17 protein-coding genes are annotated in these 18,849 nt (G+C 69.2%); 5 read left to right on the forward strand and 12 right to left on the reverse strand.

The features are described 5' to 3' along the window. Position 1 precedes the first annotated feature (1 nt). The 8 genes from egtD to DQP56_RS12675 form a co-directional block, all read right to left on the reverse strand. The gene (egtD, locus tag DQP56_RS12635) at positions 2-982 is read right to left on the reverse strand and encodes an L-histidine N(alpha)-methyltransferase (RefSeq protein WP_112685897.1); all 981 of its coding nucleotides are present in this window, start codon (positions 980-982) and stop codon (positions 2-4) included. Beyond that, positions 979-1,680: an ergothioneine biosynthesis protein EgtC gene (gene egtC / locus DQP56_RS12640; RefSeq protein WP_112685899.1), complete on the reverse strand. Its 702-nt coding sequence runs from the start codon at positions 1,678-1,680 to the stop codon at positions 979-981. The genes egtD and egtC overlap by 4 nt, the downstream gene beginning before the upstream one ends. Next, entirely contained in the window at positions 1,680-2,942 is a 1,263-nt protein-coding gene (egtB, locus tag DQP56_RS12645; RefSeq protein WP_435673859.1) for an ergothioneine biosynthesis protein EgtB, read from the reverse strand. The genes egtC and egtB overlap by 1 nt, the downstream gene beginning before the upstream one ends. Before the next feature lie 50 nt (positions 2,943-2,992). After that, on the reverse strand, positions 2,993-4,279 hold the full coding sequence (gene egtA, locus DQP56_RS12650) for an ergothioneine biosynthesis glutamate--cysteine ligase EgtA (protein ID WP_112685903.1): 1,287 nt from the start codon (positions 4,277-4,279) through the stop codon (positions 2,993-2,995). A 65-nt stretch (positions 4,280-4,344) separates the two neighbouring features. Beyond that, entirely contained in the window at positions 4,345-4,998 is a 654-nt protein-coding gene (locus tag DQP56_RS12655) for a sensor domain-containing protein (RefSeq protein WP_112685905.1), read from the reverse strand. A 148-nt stretch (positions 4,999-5,146) separates the two neighbouring features. Then, positions 5,147-6,595, reverse strand: coding sequence for a catalase (locus DQP56_RS12665; protein ID WP_112685907.1), 1,449 nt, complete (start codon positions 6,593-6,595; stop codon positions 5,147-5,149). Between the two features lie 122 nt (positions 6,596-6,717). Further along, positions 6,718-7,077, reverse strand: a complete 360-nt coding sequence (locus DQP56_RS12670) for a hypothetical protein (protein WP_112685909.1) — start codon at positions 7,075-7,077, stop codon at positions 6,718-6,720. Between the two features lie 78 nt (positions 7,078-7,155). Then, positions 7,156-7,518: a hypothetical protein gene (locus DQP56_RS12675; RefSeq protein ID WP_234825641.1), complete on the reverse strand. Its 363-nt coding sequence runs from the start codon at positions 7,516-7,518 to the stop codon at positions 7,156-7,158. Between the two features lie 218 nt (positions 7,519-7,736). Here DQP56_RS12675 and DQP56_RS12680 point away from each other — a divergent pair, with 218 nt between their 5' ends. Next, positions 7,737-8,501: a hypothetical protein gene (locus tag DQP56_RS12680; RefSeq protein ID WP_112685913.1), complete on the forward strand. Its 765-nt coding sequence runs from the start codon at positions 7,737-7,739 to the stop codon at positions 8,499-8,501. On the opposite strand, the gene DQP56_RS12685 is transcribed toward DQP56_RS12680, so the two are convergent. From DQP56_RS12685 to DQP56_RS12695, 3 genes are all read right to left on the reverse strand, one after another. Next, entirely contained in the window at positions 8,494-9,609 is a 1,116-nt protein-coding gene (locus DQP56_RS12685) for a DUF4185 domain-containing protein (RefSeq protein WP_112685915.1), read from the reverse strand. The two genes, DQP56_RS12680 and DQP56_RS12685, sit on opposite strands and share 8 nt — an antisense overlap. An 83-nt stretch (positions 9,610-9,692) precedes the next feature. Continuing rightward, positions 9,693-10,730: an aspartate-semialdehyde dehydrogenase gene (locus tag DQP56_RS12690; protein WP_112685917.1), complete on the reverse strand. Its 1,038-nt coding sequence runs from the start codon at positions 10,728-10,730 to the stop codon at positions 9,693-9,695. Position 10,731: 1 nt separating this feature from the next. Then, a complete protein-coding gene (locus DQP56_RS12695) occupies positions 10,732-11,997 on the reverse strand; it encodes an aspartate kinase (RefSeq protein ID WP_112685919.1) in 1,266 nt (421 codons plus the stop codon). 191 nt (positions 11,998-12,188) lie between these two features. On the opposite strand from DQP56_RS12695, the gene leuA reads away from it, so the two are divergent. Then, on the forward strand, positions 12,189-14,096 hold the full coding sequence (gene leuA, locus DQP56_RS12700; protein WP_112685921.1) for a 2-isopropylmalate synthase: 1,908 nt from the start codon (positions 12,189-12,191) through the stop codon (positions 14,094-14,096). Positions 14,097-14,465: 369 nt separating this feature from the next. On the opposite strand, the gene DQP56_RS12705 is transcribed toward leuA, so the two are convergent. Beyond that, positions 14,466-15,464, reverse strand: a complete 999-nt coding sequence (locus DQP56_RS12705; protein WP_112685923.1) for a DEDDh family exonuclease — start codon at positions 15,462-15,464, stop codon at positions 14,466-14,468. 132 nt (positions 15,465-15,596) lie between these two features. Between DQP56_RS12705 and DQP56_RS12710 the strand changes: the two genes are divergently transcribed. From DQP56_RS12710 to DQP56_RS12720, 3 genes are read left to right on the forward strand one after another with little or no spacing between them, the layout of a single operon-like run. Next, entirely contained in the window at positions 15,597-16,823 is a 1,227-nt protein-coding gene (locus tag DQP56_RS12710) for a Mur ligase family protein (protein WP_112685925.1), read from the forward strand. A gap of 4 nt (positions 16,824-16,827) precedes the next feature. Then, a complete protein-coding gene (locus tag DQP56_RS12715; RefSeq protein ID WP_205868871.1) occupies positions 16,828-17,529 on the forward strand; it encodes a type 1 glutamine amidotransferase in 702 nt (233 codons plus the stop codon). Positions 17,530-17,543: 14 nt separating this feature from the next. After that, positions 17,544-18,815: a PucR family transcriptional regulator gene (locus DQP56_RS12720; RefSeq protein WP_112685927.1), complete on the forward strand. Its 1,272-nt coding sequence runs from the start codon at positions 17,544-17,546 to the stop codon at positions 18,813-18,815. Positions 18,816-18,849: the final 34 nt, after the last annotated feature.

Raw genomic sequence — 18,849 nt, forward strand, 5'->3', positions numbered from 1 at the left:
CTCATCTGACGGCGAGCGACAGGCCGAAATCGCCCGCTGCGTCGGTCCACCATCGCCGGCGGCGCAGTCCCGCGGCGGCCAACTCGGCAGCCACCTGCTCCGGCCGGAACTTGCAGGACACCTCGGTCAGCATCTCCTCGCCGGCCGCGAACTCGACCGCCAGGTCCAACGCCGCGATCACCACGCGCTGCCGGCGGCGGGACCGCAACCACATCTCGATGCGCTGCTCGCCGGAGTTCCACCGCGCCACATGAGCGAACGCGTCCAGGTCGAAGTCGGCGCCGAGTTCCCGGTTGACCACGGCGAGCACGTTGCGGTTGAAGGCCGCCGTGATGCCGGCAGCGTCGTCGTAGGCACGCACCAGCCGCGCGGTGTCCTTGACCAGGTCGGTCCCCAGCAGCAGGCCGTCGCCGTCACGCATCACCGCGGAGAGATCCGCCAGGAAGTCGGCGCGCGGACCCGCCGTCAGATTGCCGATGGTGGACCCGAGGAACACGAACAGCCGCCTGCCACCCTCGGGGATCTGCGCCAGATGGTGCTCGAAGTCGCCGCAGACGGCATGCACCTGGATCCCGGGATAGTCGCGGGCGATGGCCTCCCCCGCCGTCTCCAAAATGCCGGCGTCCACGTCGAACGGGACGAATCGGCGCAGCGACCCGGTGTCGCGCAACGCATCAAGCAGCATCCGGGTCTTCGCCGAGGTACCGCTGCCCAACTCGACCAGGGTGTCCGCCGCGGACAGCGACGCCACTTCCGCGGAGTGTTCGCGCAGGATCTCCGTCTCGGCGCGGGTCGGGTAGTACTCCGGCAACCGGGTGATCCGATCGAACAGTTCACTGCCGGTGTCATCGTAGAACCATTTGGGCGGCAACGTCTTCGGATGCTGCTGCAGGCCGAACCGGACGTCTTCGCGCAGCGCGGTGCGGGCGGCGTCGGCAGCCAGGTGATTGGACAGCGAGACCGCCGCATCGAAACCCGTCATCGACTTCCTTCCAACGCGGTGACACTGACCTCGCCGTCACGGGCGTCGACGAGGTGCCGGTCCGGTATGTCTATCCAGCGCGGGTCGTCGTCGTAGGGTTCGCTGGCCAGCACCACGCCGTCAGCACCGTGCAACATCGACAAGGTATCTCCCCAGGTGGTGGCCAGCAGGCGGGAGCCGTTGGCGGCCAAGATGTTCAGCCGCGCCTGCGGATCGGCCGCGGCGGTCTCGACGATCACCTCCGCCAGCGAGTCCACCCCGTGCTCGAAGATCGTCGCGGCCAGTATCGCGCTGTCGCAGACGGATTCGGCTCCCGCGCAGGTGGGCAGCACCGCGCGGTTCACCACACCGTTGTGCGACAGCAGCCAGTGCCCGTCGGTGAACGGGGCGGTGGCGCTGGCCTCGATCGGCATGCCGACGGTGGCCGAGCGCACCACCGCCACCACACAATGACTCGACAACACCGGCGCCACCGAGGCGAACGAGGTGTCACTCCACAGCGGCGAGGCGCTGCGCCAGCGCCGCGGTTCGTCGCTGCCGCTGACATCGAAGAACCCGGCGCCCCAGCCGTCGGCGTTGAGCAGCCCGTGCTGTTGGCGGCGCGGCGCATAGGACTGCACCAGCAGACCGTACGGCGGTTCCAGCATCAACTCGGCCAGCGAACGCGGTCTGCCCAGCCAGCCCAGATGCCGGCACATCAGACGTCCCAGGCCAAGCGGACGCCGGCGAAGATCTGCCGACGGTACGGGTGGTCCCAGTTACGGAAGCTGGGCCGTAGGATCTCGGGCGCGACCGCCCATGACCCGCCGCGCAGCACCCGGTAGTCGCCGCCGAAGAACGGTTCGGAATAGCGTTGGTAGATCATCGGCGTAAAGCCCGGCCACGGTTGCAGCGGGGAGCTGGTCCACTCCCAGACGTCGCCGAGCAGCTGTTCGGCCCCGTAGGCCGACGCGCCGTTCGGATACGCCCCGACCGGGGCCGGGCGCAGTGCCGCGCCGCCGAGGTTGGCCAAATGGGCCGTCGCCTCGCCGTCGCCCCAGGGGCGGCGACGTCGCGCGCCCGCCTGCGGATCCCACGCGCAGGCCTTCTCCCATTCGATCTCGGTGGGCAGCCGGGCGCCTGCCCAGGCAGCGTAGGCCTGCGCCTCGAAGTAGCTGACGTGTTGCACCGGTTCGTCGTCGGGGAGGTCTTCGAGGTGACCGAAGCGGGTCCGACAGCTGTGGTCGGGACTCCAGAACTGTGGCGCGGTCAGGCCGGCCTGCATCCGGTGGGACCAGCCGCGCTCGGTCCACCACCGCGGTTGCCGGTAGCCGCCGTCGTCGATGAACGCCCGCCATTCGGCATTGGTCACCGGCACCCGGCCGATCCGGAAGGCCGCGACCTGCACGCGATGCGCCGGCCGCTCGTTGTCGAGCGCGAAGGGTTCGGCGGTGGCATCGACGCCGAGCACGAACTCGCCGGCCGGCACCAGCACCGAGGTCCCGGCCACGCCGGGCCGGCCCGCCGGCAGCAGGCGGCCGGCATCGAGCAGCGGCGCGCCGGTGCGCAGGTTCAGTGCCTGCAGCATGGTCTCGTTGTGCTGGTGTTCGTGACTGACCACCATCCCAAACACGAAACCGTCCGCGAAATCACCGGGCAGCGTGTTCAGTTCGTCGAACACCTTGGATCGGACTGTGGCGCAATATTTCCTGGCCTGCTCCGGGGAGAGCAGCGGCAGGTCGACGCGGCTGGCCCGCGGATGAACGAAGGCGTCGTAGAGGCCCTCGACGTCGGCCGGCAGCATCCCGGGCCGGTCCGGGTCCCCGCCGCGCAGCAGCCATAGCTCCTCCTGCTGGCCGATATGGGCCAGGTCCCACACCAACGGGCTCATCAGCGGGTCGTATTGGCGATGCAGTTCGGCCTCGTCGAAATCGACGAGCGCCAGCGTGCGTTCCCGTGCCCGCGACAGCTCACCGGCCAGCGTCTCGGCCTTGGTGACGGCCTTGGTGACGGCCTTGGTGACGGCCTTGGTCACGACCGTCCTCCCGCCAGCCTGGCCACCGTCGCGGTCACGCCGGCGCGAGCCACCTCGTCGGCGACGTCGTCGGCCGGACAGCGGGCCCATTCGACCATCTCGGCCAACCGGTCCACCCCGTCACGCAGCGAGGCCGGTGCCCGACCGGCCACCAGTCCCACGCATCGCCGGGCAGCCGCGTGCAGCCGCGTGTCGGCCAGTCCGATCCGGGCGGCGACGTCCCAGGCGGTCGCGACGGGCGCGACGGCGTCGGCGGCAGCGTCGGCGGCGACCGGGTCGTCGAGCAGGGTCGCCAAGGTGAAGACGATCGCCGGCCAGAGCGCATCCCCGACACTGTCGAGGTAGCGGATCTCCAGCCAGCCGCGGGGGCGCACCGGCGGGAACAACGTGGTCAGGTGGTAATCGAGGTCGGCGCTGGTGGCGCGGCGGCCACCCAGGCGCACCCGTCCGTCGGCCCAGTCGGCGAACGGCACATACCGGCTGACCGGAATGGCCTCGGGTGCATGCACCAGCATCACCGGCGCCTTCAGGGCGTAGCGCGCCCAATCGGATGCCGGGTCGGTGCCGTCCAGTCCCAGGACGGGACCGCACCGCATCGAGTCCAGCCGGCTCCAGACCCGTTGCCGGGTGGAACGCCAGCCGGAGAATTTGCCGCTCAACAGTGGGGAATTGGCGGCGATCGCGACCATGGTCGGACCCAAGGCGTGCGCCAGCCGCACCCGGTCGGCCCACCTGGAACGCCGGCCGGCATCCAGGTTGAGCTGGACCGACGCCGTCGACGTCATCATCGCCGCACCGGCCGAACCGGTGTGGCTGGCGGCGAAGAACTGCTCCATCGCCGCGTAGCGCGGACCCGGGTTGATGCGCTGCGTCGGTCGCAACGGGTCGGCACCGAGGGCCACCAGCCCCAGCCCCGCATCGGCGAACGCGGCTCGAAGCACCGCCTGGTCGGCGGCCATCGCCGCGATCGCAGCGGGCGCACCGGCCAACGGCGGGCTGGACAACTCCACCGCGCCACCGGGTTCCACGGTGACCCTGCTGCCACCCGGCAACACCGGCAGCGACGCCAGCACCTCGCCGATCTCCGCCCAGCCGGGGCGCCGACGAGGATCGACCGGGTCGAAACAGTGGGCCTCGATCTCTAAGCCCACCCGGCCCGGCGGCGCATCGGTGAGGCAGCGGTCGGCGATGTATTCGGCGGCTTCGGCGGAACCGGACAGTTCGGTCTCACCGGGGCGCGGCTCAACGACGCGGGACAGTTGAGTCGCCGCGGCGAGCGCCATATATCAACCCCTCCGCCCGTCGATCTTTTCGACGTTACCGGAGCCACCGACACCGTGACGGCCCGTTACTGGCCCAGCGAGTTCTGCATCGCTCCTGCCAGCACGTTCACCGCCGGTCCGGCGTTACCGGACTGGCAGACCTTGGCCTGCAGCAGCACGTTGAGCCGCAGCCGGGTCTGGTTGAAACAGCGCCGATCGGTGCCGGCTTCCTGCTTGACCCAGGCGGCATCGGTCGCCCCGGCCGGCCCGCCGTCGAATGCCCACACCTGGGTGATCCCGTTGTCCAGGTGCATCGCGGTGGTGCGTCCCGAGCACTCGGCGGTGCGGTCGGTGATGCGGTGGAAGGCCCGGTCGGCGGCGGCCTCGGTGGCGAACACCCCCACCGCCTGCTTGACGAAATGCGTCTGGTCGTTGGCCGCGGTCTGGGTGACCGCGCTATTGAACGACGCCAGGTCGGGGTCGTTGTAGACCTCGGGCAAGCCGATGTCGGCCCAATTGTTGCAGGCCGGATCGTCGACCCAGAACGCCTGGAACGGCTGGCCGGACGGCGCGTCCCAGGTCATCGGGGCGCCGACGATGTTGCCGACCGAGCCCTTGGGCAACACCGCGTAGGACACCACCCCGGGTTCGGAGGGCCGCGCCACAGCGGCCGGGGCGGTCGCCGTGGACATCACGGCCAGACCCAGGCTCGCCACCACGAGTCCCGCAGCGGCTCGCATGCTTACACCTTCGCCGAAACGATGAAGTCGGCGTTTCCGGTCGCGGAGCGGACGTGGCCGTCTCGGCCACCGCCGGGCACGGTCGACTCGGTGGCGAAAACCACGTCGATGCTCATGGCTCGATCATGCCAGGACGGTGGCCCGCCCGTCAGGAAAGGTTGGCCCGCACCCCGGCCTCCACATTGCGGCCCAGGTCCTCGTCGACGTTGTGCCAGTACTCGAACACCCGCGACAGCACCGGCTCGCGAACCCCGGCGGAGACATGGCCGATAATGTTGGCCGCCAACCGTTTCCGCTGCTCTTCGTCGAACACGTGACGGACCAGGATTCCGGCCTGTCCGAAGTCGTCGTCGCCGTCACGCAGCGTGTACGCCGTGCGCACCATCTCACCGTCGGCATGCCAGCGCACCTCGGCGGCGCGAGCCGAGTCGGCGGCCGGGCCGCCGACCGAGTTCGGCGCGTACACCGGGTCGGACGCGTTGCGGAACCGCATTTTGCCGTCCTTGGAGTAGGTGTGCACGTCGGTCTTCGGCGCGTTGACCGGCAACTGGTTGTAGTTGGTTCCGATCCGCGCGCGGTGAGCGTCGGCGTAGGAGAAGCCGCGGGCCAGCAGCATCTTGTCGGGGCTCAGCCCGGCGCCGGGCACGGTGTTGCTCGGTTCGAACGCCGCCTGCTCGATCTCGTTGTGGTAGTCGGCGACGTTGCGGTCCAGAGTGAAACGCCCGACGTCGATCAGCGGGTAGTCGGCGTGCGGCCACACCTTGGTGAGATCGAACGGGTTGAGCCGGTAGGTCTTGGCGTCCTCGAACGGCATGATCTGCACCTTCACCGCCCAGCTGGGGTATTCGCCGCGTTCGATCGCGTCGTACAGATCACGCTGGTGGTAATCGGCGTCGGCGCCTGCCAGCCGCTCCCCCTCGTCCTGGGTGAGGCACTCGACGCCCTGATCGCTGATGAAGTGGTACTTGACCCAGAAGATCTCTCCGGCGGCGTTGACCCAGCTGTAGGTGTGGCTGCCATAGCCGTTCATGTGCCGCCAGGTTTTCGGCAGACCCCGATCACCCATCAGATAGGTCACCTGATGCGCTGATTCCGGACTGAGCGTCCAGAAATCCCACTGCATGTGATGGTCGCGCAGATTGCTTGCCACCAGCCGTTTTTGGGATCGGATGAAGTGCTGGAACTTCATCGGGTCCCGGATGAAGAAGATCGGGGTGTTGTTGCCGACGATGTCGAAGTTGCCCTCGGAGGTGTAGAACTTGAGCGCGAATCCGCGCACGTCGCGCCAGGTGTCGGGGCTGCCGCGTTCACCGGCGACGGTGGAGAACCGGGCCAGCATCTCGGTTTTGACTCCCGGCGCGAACACCGCCGCCCGGGTGTAGGCGCTGACATCGGCCGTCACCTCAAGGTGCCCGAATGCCCCGCCTCCCTTGGCATGCGGCTGGCGTTCCGGGGTGCGCTCCCGGTTGAACATCGCCATCTGCTCGAGCAGGTAGTGGTCCTGCAGCAGGATCGGGCCGTCCGGGCCGACCGTGAGCGAGTCGGTGTCACTCGGCGCCGGAGCACCGGCCTCGGTGGTGGTGTGGTGCTCGGCCATCCGTCACGTCTCCTTTTTTATTCAAAGGGCTTTGGCCAACGGGGCCCGCGAGTGTGCGGTTTCCTGTGTTACTCGCCATGCGAGGCGTCGGAAACCGCACACTTCGGCGGGTCTCGTGGGAATTACCGGTGCGGTGCCGGCGGCGCGGACGGCGGCCCCGGCGGCGGACCGACCGGACCGCCGGGCGGGTTACCCGGGCCGGCGGGACGGAACCCCGGCCAGCCCGGTTCGTTGCCGGGGCCGGCGGGCCCGAAGCCGTGGCCCATCGGCGGGCCGTGGTGCATCATGCAATGCCCGTGCTGGTGTCCGTGCCAACCACCGTTGCTGAGGTAGCTGCCGGCGCAGAAGATCACCGCGGCCACGAACACGGTCCCGGCGATGATCACCACCCACGCTGCGGCCTGATACAGCCTGTTCGGTTTGGCCGCCGGTGCTGCCGGTGGCGGCGGTGGCGGCGGCGTCGGTGCAGGTGTTTCGGTCATATCGCCCAATCATGCCTGACAACGACGCCAGCCGCCGCCCTTCGGGTGGGGCGGCGGCTGGTTGTTCGTGGCCGGGGCTTACCGGCCCGGCGTCGGCGCCGGGGGGCGGGTGACCGACGGCGGAATCTCCCCGGGTCCCGCGGCTTCCGGTCCCGAGGGAGGAGCCACCGGACCGGGACCGCGATGGGGGCCATGGTGGAACCCCCCGTGGAACCCCTCGTGGAAGCCCTTGTGGAACATCGCCCCGTGGTGTTTGTGGTGGCAGTGATGCCCGCGCGGGCCGCCCTTGCTGGCCCACACTCCGGCGAAGAAGATCGACGAGACGATGAAGACGATTCCGGCGACGATGGCGACCCAGGCCGCGAGCCGGTAGAGCCAGTAAGGCTTGGGCTCACCCGGTGGTGCGGGTGGGGTGGTTGTGGTGTCAGGTGTTTCGCTCATGGTTGACATGGTGCGCGAGTAATCGCCCAGCCCCGCTAGGTGCTGGCTATGCGTCCGCTACGAGCCCGGGGGCGCCGCCGTAATCGGCAAATCCCGAGTCGACCCTGTACGGCAGTTCAGAAAGTCCAGGGAAAACCCTGTATCGCAGCCGTGAGTTGCGCTCCTACCGTCAGGACTACACCAGCCAGGTCGGCTGGAAGGTAGGGGAAGGCACGAACATGGGGAATCTGAAGCAAGTCAGCAGTCTGGGCATGCTGGCGCTGGGACTCGGGGTCGGGGCCGCCTTGGCAGCAACGCCGATCGCGGGCGCGGGAACACTCTCGGCTGACGGCGGCGCCGGCGCGTTGGGTGTCGCCGGGGCGCTGGCCGCCGCGGACCTCGGCGACGCCGTCGCCACGGTGGGTACGGCGGCCGCGACAGCACCTACCCTCCCCGACGACTTCGGCAACATCGCATTGTCGATCAGCGGGTTCGACTTGTTGTCTCTCGGCAATGCGAACGCGAGCTCGAGCTTCGGCAACATCGCCTTCGCCTACGGGGAATTCGCCAACGCCAACGCCATGAGCGGTTTCTTCAACTACGCCTCGGCGCAGGGCGACCACAGCAACGCCGCGGTCGGCGACACCGGGTCGTTCAACTATGCGTCCGCGCTGGGCGATCACGCCAGCGCGTCGGCGGCGTGGGGCAACGGCAACGTGGCGACCGCCACCGGCGACTATGCCGTCGCGAATGCGGGTGCCTCTGTCGTGCCCGGCGTCTACGACAGCCATTTCAACACCGCCACCGCCGAGGGCCTGCACGCCATCGCCTACGCCGGCTGGGACGGGAGCAGCAACAATGTCGCGAGCGCCCTCGGCGACAACATCCAGGACTACGCGCCGGACGTCACCCCCTCAGGTCCGGCCGACGCGGACCTCGATCTGCTCGGCGACACCGGATCGGGCGGCGACTTCTGGACCGACCTGTGGGGCCTGTTCAGCTGACCGACCACGGCTTGAACGGGTTGACCGCGAACTGGATCACCCGATACGGCGCCCGGGCGCGCGGATCGCTGTTATGCCACTGGCTGATGAACACCCGCAGCTCGTCCAGCGTCGACCCCGGTGAGATGTAGCCGCCGTAGGGCTGGGCCAGCCGGTTGTCGAACGGCGAGGGCAGGGTCTCGACGGGCACCGGCGGATCCGGCCACTCGGCGTGCTGCACCACCGTGGTCACCGGCGCCGTCCCGAGACCGGTCGGGTCGTAGGCCACCCGCACCTCCATGTTCCCGGTGGTGCCGTTGAAGTAGGACAGCACCGGCTTGCCGTCGACCTGGCGCAGGCTCAGCTCGCCGATCTGGTCGTTCCACAACGGCGTGGGCTTATGCCCCCAACCGTTGCCGGCGGCCCAGCCCTGCCAGGCCGACCGGTCGGTGAACTTGTCCGGGGTGACCCGGTACAACGTCACCGACGCGCTGCGGTCGAAGTTGTTGGCCACCACGTACACCCAGCCGGTGACCGAATCCGGTGTCGGAACCGGATCGTAGTAGCCGCTGATCTGGGACTGACCGAAATCGTGGTAAGAGGCCGGTCGTACCGATCCCGGTACCGTCTGCCAACCTGGTTGCGCCGGATCGGCTTTCACCAGCCGGGATGACTGCGGCACCAGCATCGTGGCGGTGGTCACCATCAGGTAGTTGGTCCGGTTGATCGAGACGATCCCGGCCGGCAGTTGCGTGCTGCCGGCCGGTGCCGGGTCGGCCAGCAGCGGCCGGTCCACCCCGATCACCCCGGTGTAGCGCACGCCGTCGGCGTCGTCGACCGAGTCCGGATCCAGCCGCAACGCGATCGGTGAGTACCAGCCGCCGAACCCCACGCCTTGGCCGGCGAAGCTGTCCCCGCAGATCTGCAGCACCGCGCTGGGGAACTCCATGAACTCGCACAGATCGGTCGCCCCGATGCCGTAATCACCGGTGAGCGTGCCGGTTCCGGCACTCGGGCCGATCCGGACCACCTGCCCCTCGGCCAGCGGCCACAACACCGGACGCGGGATCGGCGCCGGCGGTTCGGCGTGGGCGACCAGCGGGCCCGTCATCAGCGCCGCCACGGCCATACCCGTCGCCGAGCGTGCAATCACCGCGATATTCGTTGCGATCTTTCGCAGCCGGTGCACGTTCGGCGCCCAACGCTGCCGGACTAGGACGCAGCCAGCAGCTCGGCGATCTGAATCGTGTTAAGCGCCGCACCTTTACGCAGGTTATCCCCGGAGACGAACAACGCCAGGCCGCGCCCGTCGGGCGCGCCGGGGTCGACCCGGATCCGGCCCACCAGGGAGTCGTCGGCGCCGGCGGCGGCCAGCGGAGTGGGCACGTCGGTCAGCGTCACACCCGGTGCGGCCTTGAGCAGCTCGGTGGCCCGCTCCGGCGAAATCGGCCGGGCGAACTCGGCATTGATCGACAGCGAGTGCCCGGTGAACACCGGCACCCGGACGCAGGTACCACTCACCAAAAGGTCTGGGATACCGAGGATTTTGCGGCTCTCGGACCGCAGCTTCTGGTCCTCGTCGGTCTCACCGGAACCGTCGTCGACGTAGCTGCCGGCCAGGGCGACCACGTTGAAGGCGATCGGCGCGACGTAGGTGTTCGGCGCCGGGAAGTCGACGGCACTGCCGTCGTACACCAACTGCTCGGCGCCGTCGGCGACCGCGCGGACCTGCCCGGCCAACTCCTGCACCCCGGCCAGTCCGCTGCCCGAGACCGCCTGATAGGTCGAGACGATCAGCCGGGTCAGGCCGGCCTCCTCGTGCAACGGCTTGAGCACCGGCATCGCCGCCATGGTGGTGCAGTTCGGGTTGGCGATGATGCTCTTGGCCAACTTCTTCCCACGCACGTCCCGGTCGAAGTTCACCTCTGCGACGACCAGCGGAACCTCGGGGTCCTTGCGCCACGCCGAGGAATTGTCGATCACCGTGACCCCGGCGGCGGCGAACCGCGGCGCCTGCACCTTCGACATCGCCCCACCCGCCGAGAACAGCGCGATGTCCAGGCCGGCGGGGTCGGCGGTCTCGGCGTCCTCGACCTCGATCTCGACGCCGCGGAACGCCAGCTTGCGCCCGGCCGATCGCGCCGAGGCGAAGAACCGCAGGTTGTCCGCGGGGAAGTTGCGCTGCTCAAGCAGGGTGCGCATCACCTGGCCGACCTGGCCGGTCGCGCCGACCACTCCTATGGCGGCCATGTCAGCGCCCCGTTCCGGCGTAGACGGTGGCTTCCTCGTCGCCGCCGAGATCGAATGCCTGATGCAGTGCGACTACGGCCTTGTCCAAGTCGTCCTCGGCCACCAGCACCGAGATGCGGATCTCGGAGGTGGAGATCAGGTCGATGTTGATGCCGTTGTCGGCCAGCGTCTCGCAGAAGGTTGCCGTGACGCCCGGGTGGCTGCGCATGCCCGCACCGACCAGCGACACCTTGCCCACGTTGGTGTCGTAGAGCACCTCGGTGAAGCCGATCTGGGTCTTGAGCGATTCCAGCTTGGCCACCGCGGCCGGGCCGTTGTCGCGCGGACAGGTGAAGGTGATGTCGGTCTTGCCGTCCTCGAGCTTGGAGACGTTCTGCAACACCATGTCGATGTTGATGTCGGCGTCGGCGACCGCGCGAAAGATCTTGGCCGCGTAGCCGGGCAGGTCAGGGATGCCGACGACGGTCACCTTGGCTTCGCTCTTGTCGTGGGCGACTCCGGTCAGCAGCACGTCTTCCATGGGGATGTCCTTGATCGATCCGGTAACGATGGTGCCGGGCTTGTCCGTGTACGACGAGCGCACATGAATCGGCAGGTGGTAGCGGCGGGCGTACTCGACGCAGCGCAGCATCAGCACCTTGGCGCCGCAGGCGGCGAGCTCGAGCATCTCCTCGAAGGTGACGGTGTCCAACTTCTTGGCGTTGGGCACGATGCGCGGGTCGGCGCTGTAGATGCCGTCGACGTCGGTATAGATCTCGCAGACGTCGGCGTTCAGGGCCGCGGCCAGCGCCACCGCGGTGGTGTCCGAGCCGCCGCGGCCCAGCGTGGTGACGTCCTTGGTGTCCTGGCTGACACCCTGGAAGCCCGCGACCAGCACCACCTGATTCTCGCCGAGCGCAGCCTGCAGCCGGCCCGGGGTGACCTCGATGATCTTGGCCTTACCGTGCACGCCGGTGGTGATCACCCCGGCCTGCGATCCGGTGAAGGAGCGAGCCTGACAGCCCAACTCCGCGACGGCCATCGCCACCAGCGCGTTGGAGATCCGCTCGCCTGCGGTGAGCAGCATGTCCAGTTCCCGGGCCGGTGGCGCCGACGACACCTGTTGGGCCAGGTCCAGCAGGTCATCGGTGGTGTCTCCCATCGCCGAGCACACCACGACGACGTCGTCGCCGTCGTTCTTGGTCTCGACGATGCGCTCGGCGACGCTGCGGACCCGATCGGCATCCGCCACCGACGAGCCGCCGTATTTCTGCACGACGAGCGCCACTATTGGTCCCTTCCTCGACTGGGCTTGTCCAGAATAGGGGAAGCGGCTGTGGGCGCTGACGCTGCGCCCGGGGGCCGTTTTCCGCAACAGCCGGCTGAGCGCGTAAACTCCACGATGTGCAGCGGGTGCTCCTTCTCGGACGCCGCGGCGGGGTCTGATCCAGACCGGCTTCCCGTCGCGGGTCTTTCGCGATGCGCCGGTCTCCAATCCCATTTGAGAACCCCGGAGCAACCACCGTGACCAGTTTTTCGCAGGCCTCCGCCGACGCCTTCACGTCGGGACGCCGCATCACCAAACCCGTCGGACCGCCCAACCCCGGCCAACCCGGCTGGAACACCCAGCGCGGCTCGGCGATGCCGATCAGCCGATACCGCAGTTTCGCCGATGAGGTGGAACCCATCACCCTGCCCGACCGCACCTGGCCCGACCGGGTCATCGAGCGTGCCCCGATGTGGTGCGCCGTCGACCTGCGCGACGGCAACCAGGCACTGATCGACCCGATGAGCCCGGCCCGCAAGCGGCGGATGTTCGACCTGTTGGTGGCCATGGGCTACAAGGAGATCGAGGTCGGGTTCCCCTCGGCCAGCCAGACCGACTACGACTTCGTCCGCGAGATCATCGAAGCCGGCGCCGTCCCCGACGACGTCACGTTGCAGGTGCTCACGCAGTGCCGCGACGAGCTGATCGAGCGCACGTTCTCCGCCTGCGACGGTGCTCCGAACGTGATCGTGCACTTCTACAACTCGACGTCGATCCTGCAGCGTCGGGTGGTCTTCCGGGCCGACCGCGCCGCGGTGCAGGAGATCGCGGTAGCCGGGGCGCGCAAGTGCCTGGAAGAGGCCGCCAAATATCCGGGCACCCGGTGGCGCTACGAGTACTCCCCGGAGTCCTACACCGGAACCGAACTGGAGTACGCCAAAGCGGTCTGTGATGCGGTGGGCGACGTGATCCAGCCCACGCCCGATTCGCCGATCATCTTCAACCTGCCGGCCACCGTGGAGATGGCCACCCCCAACGTCTACGCCGACTCAATCGAGTGGATGCACCGCAACCTCAAGCGGCGTGACTCGGTCATCTTGAGCCTGCACCCGCACAATGACCGCGGCACCGCGGTCGCCGCAGCGGAGCTCGGCTACCAGGCCGGGGCGGACCGCATCGAGGGCTGCCTGTTCGGCAACGGCGAGCGCACCGGGAACGTCTGCCTGGTGACGCTCGGGCTGAACCTGTTCTCCCGCGGAGTGGACCCGCAGCTCGACTTCTCCAACATCGACGAGATCCGCCGCACCGTGGAGTACTGCAACCAGCTTGGTGTGCCCGAGCGCCACCCCTACGGCGGCGACCTGGTCTACACCGCGTTCTCCGGCAGTCACCAGGACGCCATCAACAAGGGCCTGGACCAGATGAAGATCGACGCCGATGCCGCCGACTCGGATGTCGACGACATGCTCTGGCAGGTGCCCTACCTGCCGATCGATCCGCGCGACGTGGGCCGCACGTATGAGGCGGTGATCCGGGTCAACTCGCAGTCGGGCAAGGGCGGGGTGGCCTACGTGATGAAAACCGACCACGGGCTGGTACTGCCGCGGCGACTGCAGATCGAGTTCTCCAGGGTGATCCAGCAGTTGACCGACGGCGAGGGCGGCGAGGTCACCCCCAAGGAGATGTGGGACACGTTCGCCGAGGAGTACCTGAACCCGATCCGTCCGCTGGAGCGGATGCACCAGCGGTTGATCGCCGCCGAAACCGACGACGGCACCGACCGCATCGAGGCCACGGTGTTGGTCGACGGGGTGGAGACCGAGATCGCCGGCGCCGGCAACGGGCCGCTGGCCGCGTTCGTCGACGCGTTGACCGACGTCGGGATCCACGTCAACGTGCTGGACTACTCCGAGCACGCGATGAGCGCCGGCGAGGAGGCCCAAGCCGCGGCGTATGTGGAAGCGTCCGTGACGATCGCGAACGCGGCCGGTGAAGCGGGTCGGCACGCCGAGGCCACAGCCGGCGAGACGGTCTGGGGTGTCGGGATCGCGTCGTCGATCACCACGGCGTCACTGCGGGCGGTGGTCTCGGCGGTGAATCGGGCGGCTCGATCGGGCTGAGCCCCGTGGGTAACTCCGGCCCCAGGAGCCACGGGCCGGACGGCATGTGGTTGTTGCCCACCTTTGCGCGACAACTGGCGTTATGTCAGCCCGCCCGCCGGGCGATTCTGCGGGTCGGCGACGTCGGCGACGAACTGCGGCTTGACATAACGAACGTTGTCGCTCGAAGGCGGGCAAAAGCGATGCACCCACCCCGCCATGACAGCTGGGACAACGTGACAGCTGGGCCAATGTGACAACTGGGACAACGTGACCGCTGGGCCAATGCGACAACTGGGCCGACGTGACAACTGGCCAACGTGGCAGCTGGGACAGGCGGGGCGAAAGCAGCTGGTGGGGCGCTTGCGGCGTCAGGAAGCGGGGTGCCGCTCAAAACAGCGAGATCTGCTCCCCGGCCGGGCCGGTGTCGGCGAACTGCTCGACGTCGGTGCCTCCGACGACCCCGCCCACGCTGTCGACGCAGGCCATGAACTGCTCGTCGGAGACCGTCGGCACGCCGAGTTCCCGCGCCAGATAGCCCTTGCCCTGCTCCGCGCTGTCGTCGTTGCAGATCACCAGCGAGGTGTTGGCGTCCACGACGTCGCTATAGGCCAACCCGGCGAACAAGATCCGTTCGACGAGTTCCTCGTGGGTGCGGCGGCATTCCGCCGACAGCGCCACCCGCATGCCCTGCACCAGCGGACGTCCCCGCACGTAGCGGCCCGGGTTGAGGTAGGCGCACGGCATCCGCGAGGCCAGCGCCTTCAGCGGCCGCAGTTCGTCGTGGGTGATGCGGCCGTTGGGCCACCGGCGCCGCGTCACCGGCCGCACCGGCAGCCACACGTCGCGCTCCCGGGCCCGCTGCAGCGCCGGCTCCAGTACGCCGGCCAGCACCCGGGCGTCATCGAGCGCGTCGTGTGCCCTCGTCTGCACCACACCCCAGTGCGCTGCCAGCGTCTGCAACCGCAGGTTGGCCAGGCCCAGGTCGAGCCGCCGGGTCAACTCCAGGGTGCACATCACCGAGTCGACGGGCAGTTCCGCGCCGGCCATCTCGGCCTCGGCGGCCAGGAACGTGTAGTCGAACGCGACGTTGTGGGCCACCAGGGTGCGGCCGACCAGCAGCGCGGCGACCTCGTCGACCACATCGGCGAACTGGGGTTGGCCCGCCAGCATCTCGGCGGTCAGCCCGTGCACATGGGTGGGGCCCGGGTCGGTGCCCGGATTGACCAGGTGCGACACCGACTTCTCGATTCGCCCGTCGGCGTCGAGTGCCAGGGCCGCCAGGCTGAGCACCCGGGCCTGCCCGGGCCGGAACCCCGACGTCTCGACGTCGACGACCACCCAGCCGTCGCCGGGTTCGCGGGCCGGGCGCCCCCACAGCGCACTCATGCCATGAGGATGGCACGTCGGGGTGAGCGATAGCGGTCGGCGAGGGCCCGTGTCGGCGACTCAATTGGTCGAGGGGCGACCCACTGCGCCCGGCGCGGACACCGCGCTTTTGGTCGCCCCTAAACTTGTCGGGTGATCACCGCCCGTGGACGCCTCGCGCTGGCCGCCGGAGCAACCGCCCGGTGGGCGTCTCGCATCACCGGCCGCGGCGCCGGCGCGATGATCGGCGGCCTGGTCGCGATGACGCTGGACCGCTCGATCCTGCGGCAGCTCGGCACCGGGCGGCGCAGCGTCGTCGTCACCGGCACCAACGGCAAGTCGACCACCACCCGGATGATCGCGGCCGCGCTGCGCGACCTGGGCCCGGTGGCCACCAACGCCGAGGGCGCCAACATGGACGCCGGGCTGGTGGCGGCGCTGGCCGCCGACCGCACCGCTGGGCTGGCCGCCCTCGAGGTCGACGAGATGCATGTGCCGCATGTGGCCGACGCGGTGTCACCGACGGTGGTGGTGTTGCTGAACCTGTCGCGCGACCAGCTGGACCGGGTCGGGGAGATCAACGCGGTGGAACGCGCCCTGCGCACCGGCCTGGCCCGGCATCCGCAGACGATCGTGGTCGCCAACTGCGACGACATCCTGATGACCTCGGCCGCCTATGACTGTCCCGACGTGGTGTGGGTCGCCGCCGGCGGCGGCTGGGCCGGCGACTCGGTGAGCTGCCCGCGCAGCGGCGAGGTGATCGACCGACGCGACGACCACTGGTCCTCCACCGGATGCGACTTCGCCCGGCCCACCCCGCAGTGGTGGTTCGACGACGACTCGCTGTACGGCCCCGACGGGCTGGTGCTGCCGATGCGGCTCGCCCTGCCCGGCACCGTCAACCGTGGCAACGCCGCCCAGGCCGTCGCCGCCGCGGTCGCCTTGGGCGCCGACCCCGTCAAAGCCGTGGCCGCGGTCTCCTCGGTCGACGAGGTGGCCGGGCGCTACAAGTCGGTGCAGGTCGGCCAGCACACGGTGCGCATGCTGCTGGCCAAGAACCCGGCCGGCTGGCAGGAGGCGCTGTCGATGGTCGACCACCACGCCGCCGGGGTGGTGATCGCCGTCAACGGGCAGGTGCCCGACGGCGAGGACCTGTCCTGGCTGTGGGATGTCCGGTTCGAGCACTTCGAGGGTGTCCATGTGGTGGCGGCCGGCGAGCGCGGCACCGACCTGGCGGTGCGACTCGGCTATGCCGGTGTGCAGCACACCCTGGTGCACGACACCGTCGCCGCGATCGCCTCCTGCCCGCCCGGGCCGGTCGAGGTGGTCGCCAACTACACCGCGTTCCTGCAGCTGCAGCGGAGGTTGGACCGTGACTGAGCCGGTGCGGATCGGGTTGGTGCTGCCCGACGTGATGGGCACCTACGGCGACAGCGGCAACGCGGTGGTGCTGCGCCAGCGGCTGGCGCTGCGTGGTATCGCCGCCGAGATCGTCGAGATCACCCTGGCCGACCCGGTCCCGGAGTCACTGGACCTCTACACGCTCGGCGGCGCCGAGGACTACGCGCAGCGGCTGGCCACCCGGCACCTGATCCGGTATCCGGGCCTGCAGCGCGCCGCCGAACGCGGCGCACCGGTGCTGGCGATCTGCGCAGCCGTCCAGGTGCTCGGGGCCTGGTATGAGACCTCGGCCGGCGACCGCGTCGACGGCGTCGGCATGTTGGATGTGACCACCGCACCGCAGCAGACGCGCACCATCGGCGAGGTGGTCGGGGACCCGCTGCTGGCGGGCCTGACCCAACCCTTGACCGGCTTCGAGAACCACCGCGGCGGCACCGTGCTGGGTCCGGCCGCATCGCCGTTGAGCAAGGTGACCAAGGGCGCCGGCAACCGGGCCGGCGACGGATTCGACGGCGCGATCCAGGGCAGCGTCGTGGCCACCTACCTGCACGGGCCGTGCCTGGCCCGCAACCCGGAACTGGCCGATCTGCTGTTGTCGAAGGTGGTCGGCGAGCTGGCACCGCTGGAGCTGCCCGAGGTGGAGATGCTGCGCGCCGAAAGACTGAGCGCGCCCCGGCGAGCCTGACTACGTTTGCGACCATGACCGATCTGAGCACCGTCGCCGAGGCCGCGATCGGAATCTCGCAGCGACTCTACGACCACCTGGCCGAAACCACCCAGGTGATCGAGGATCTGATCGCCAAGGAGTCACCGGACCTGACCGCGGATTCGTCGCTGCTGCAGCTGTTGCACGAAACGGTGGCGGCCAACGTCGACACGTACTTCTCGGCGATCCGCCACAACATCCCGGTGGCCGAAATCGCCGCGCCGGCCGTGGCGCTCGAGCACGCACGGCGGCTGGCGCAGCGCGGGGTCCCGGTGAACGCGTTGGTCCGGGGTTACCGGTTGGGCCACTCGATGGCGTTGCGGGTGGTGCTGGAGGAGATCCGTTCCGCCGAGCTGGATCCCGACCTTCGCCTAGACGTGCTCTCGGAGATGTCGACGCTGATGTTCGGCTACATCGACGAGATGTCGCAACAGGTGTCCGCCGTCTACCAGGCCGAACGAGAACGCTGGCTGGAGAGCCGAAACGCGGTGCGCGCGTTGCGGGTCCGTGAGATCCTCGCCGGACACAGCCTGGATGTCGACGCGATGACCACCGCAATCCGCTACCCGCTGCGGCGGACCCACGTGGCGCTGATCGTCTGGTACCCGGAGTCCGTCGGCGACAAGCTCGCAGCCGCTGAGGGTTTCATCAAACAGCTCTCCGACTCTGTTGCCGGACAAGGCGCACCGCTGTTCATCCCGGCCGACAGCGCCACCGGCTGGGCCTGGATTCCGTTGGCGTCGAACGCCGGGCACGACGCGGTGGAACAGATCCGCGGCTGCGCGCAGACCGCGCCCGGCGAGCCCTGGGTGGCGATCGGTGATCCGCTGCCCGGCGTCGAGGGTTTCCGCCGGTCTCACCAGCAGGCGCTGGCGGTACACACCCTGGCGGTGGCCTCCGGTGTCACCCGGGTCAGCGCGGCAGCCGATCCGGGACTGTCGGCGGCGGCACTGCTCGGCGGCGACAACGTGGCCGCCGCACGGGCCTGGGTCGGTGAGGTGCTCGGACCGCTGGCCCGTGCCACCGACGGCGACGCGCGACTCCGCGACACCCTGCGGGTCTTCCTGCGGGCCGGTTCCAGCTTCAAGGCGGCCGGCGAGCAGCTGCACTTCCACGTCAACACGATGAAGTACCGCGTCCAGCGCGCGATCGAGCGCCGCGGCCGCCCAATCACCGAGGATCGGCTGGACGTGGAGATCGCGCTGCTGCTCTGTCAGTGGTACGGCGCCGCCGTGTTGTCCCCGTTGTCTCCGCAAGACGAATAGCCGGCCGAATTCCGGTTCCACGGGACGAGCGGCG

The sequence above is a fragment of the Mycolicibacter senuensis genome (assembly GCF_003284925.1).
Classification (GTDB): domain Bacteria; phylum Actinomycetota; class Actinomycetes; order Mycobacteriales; family Mycobacteriaceae; genus Mycobacterium; species Mycobacterium algericum_A.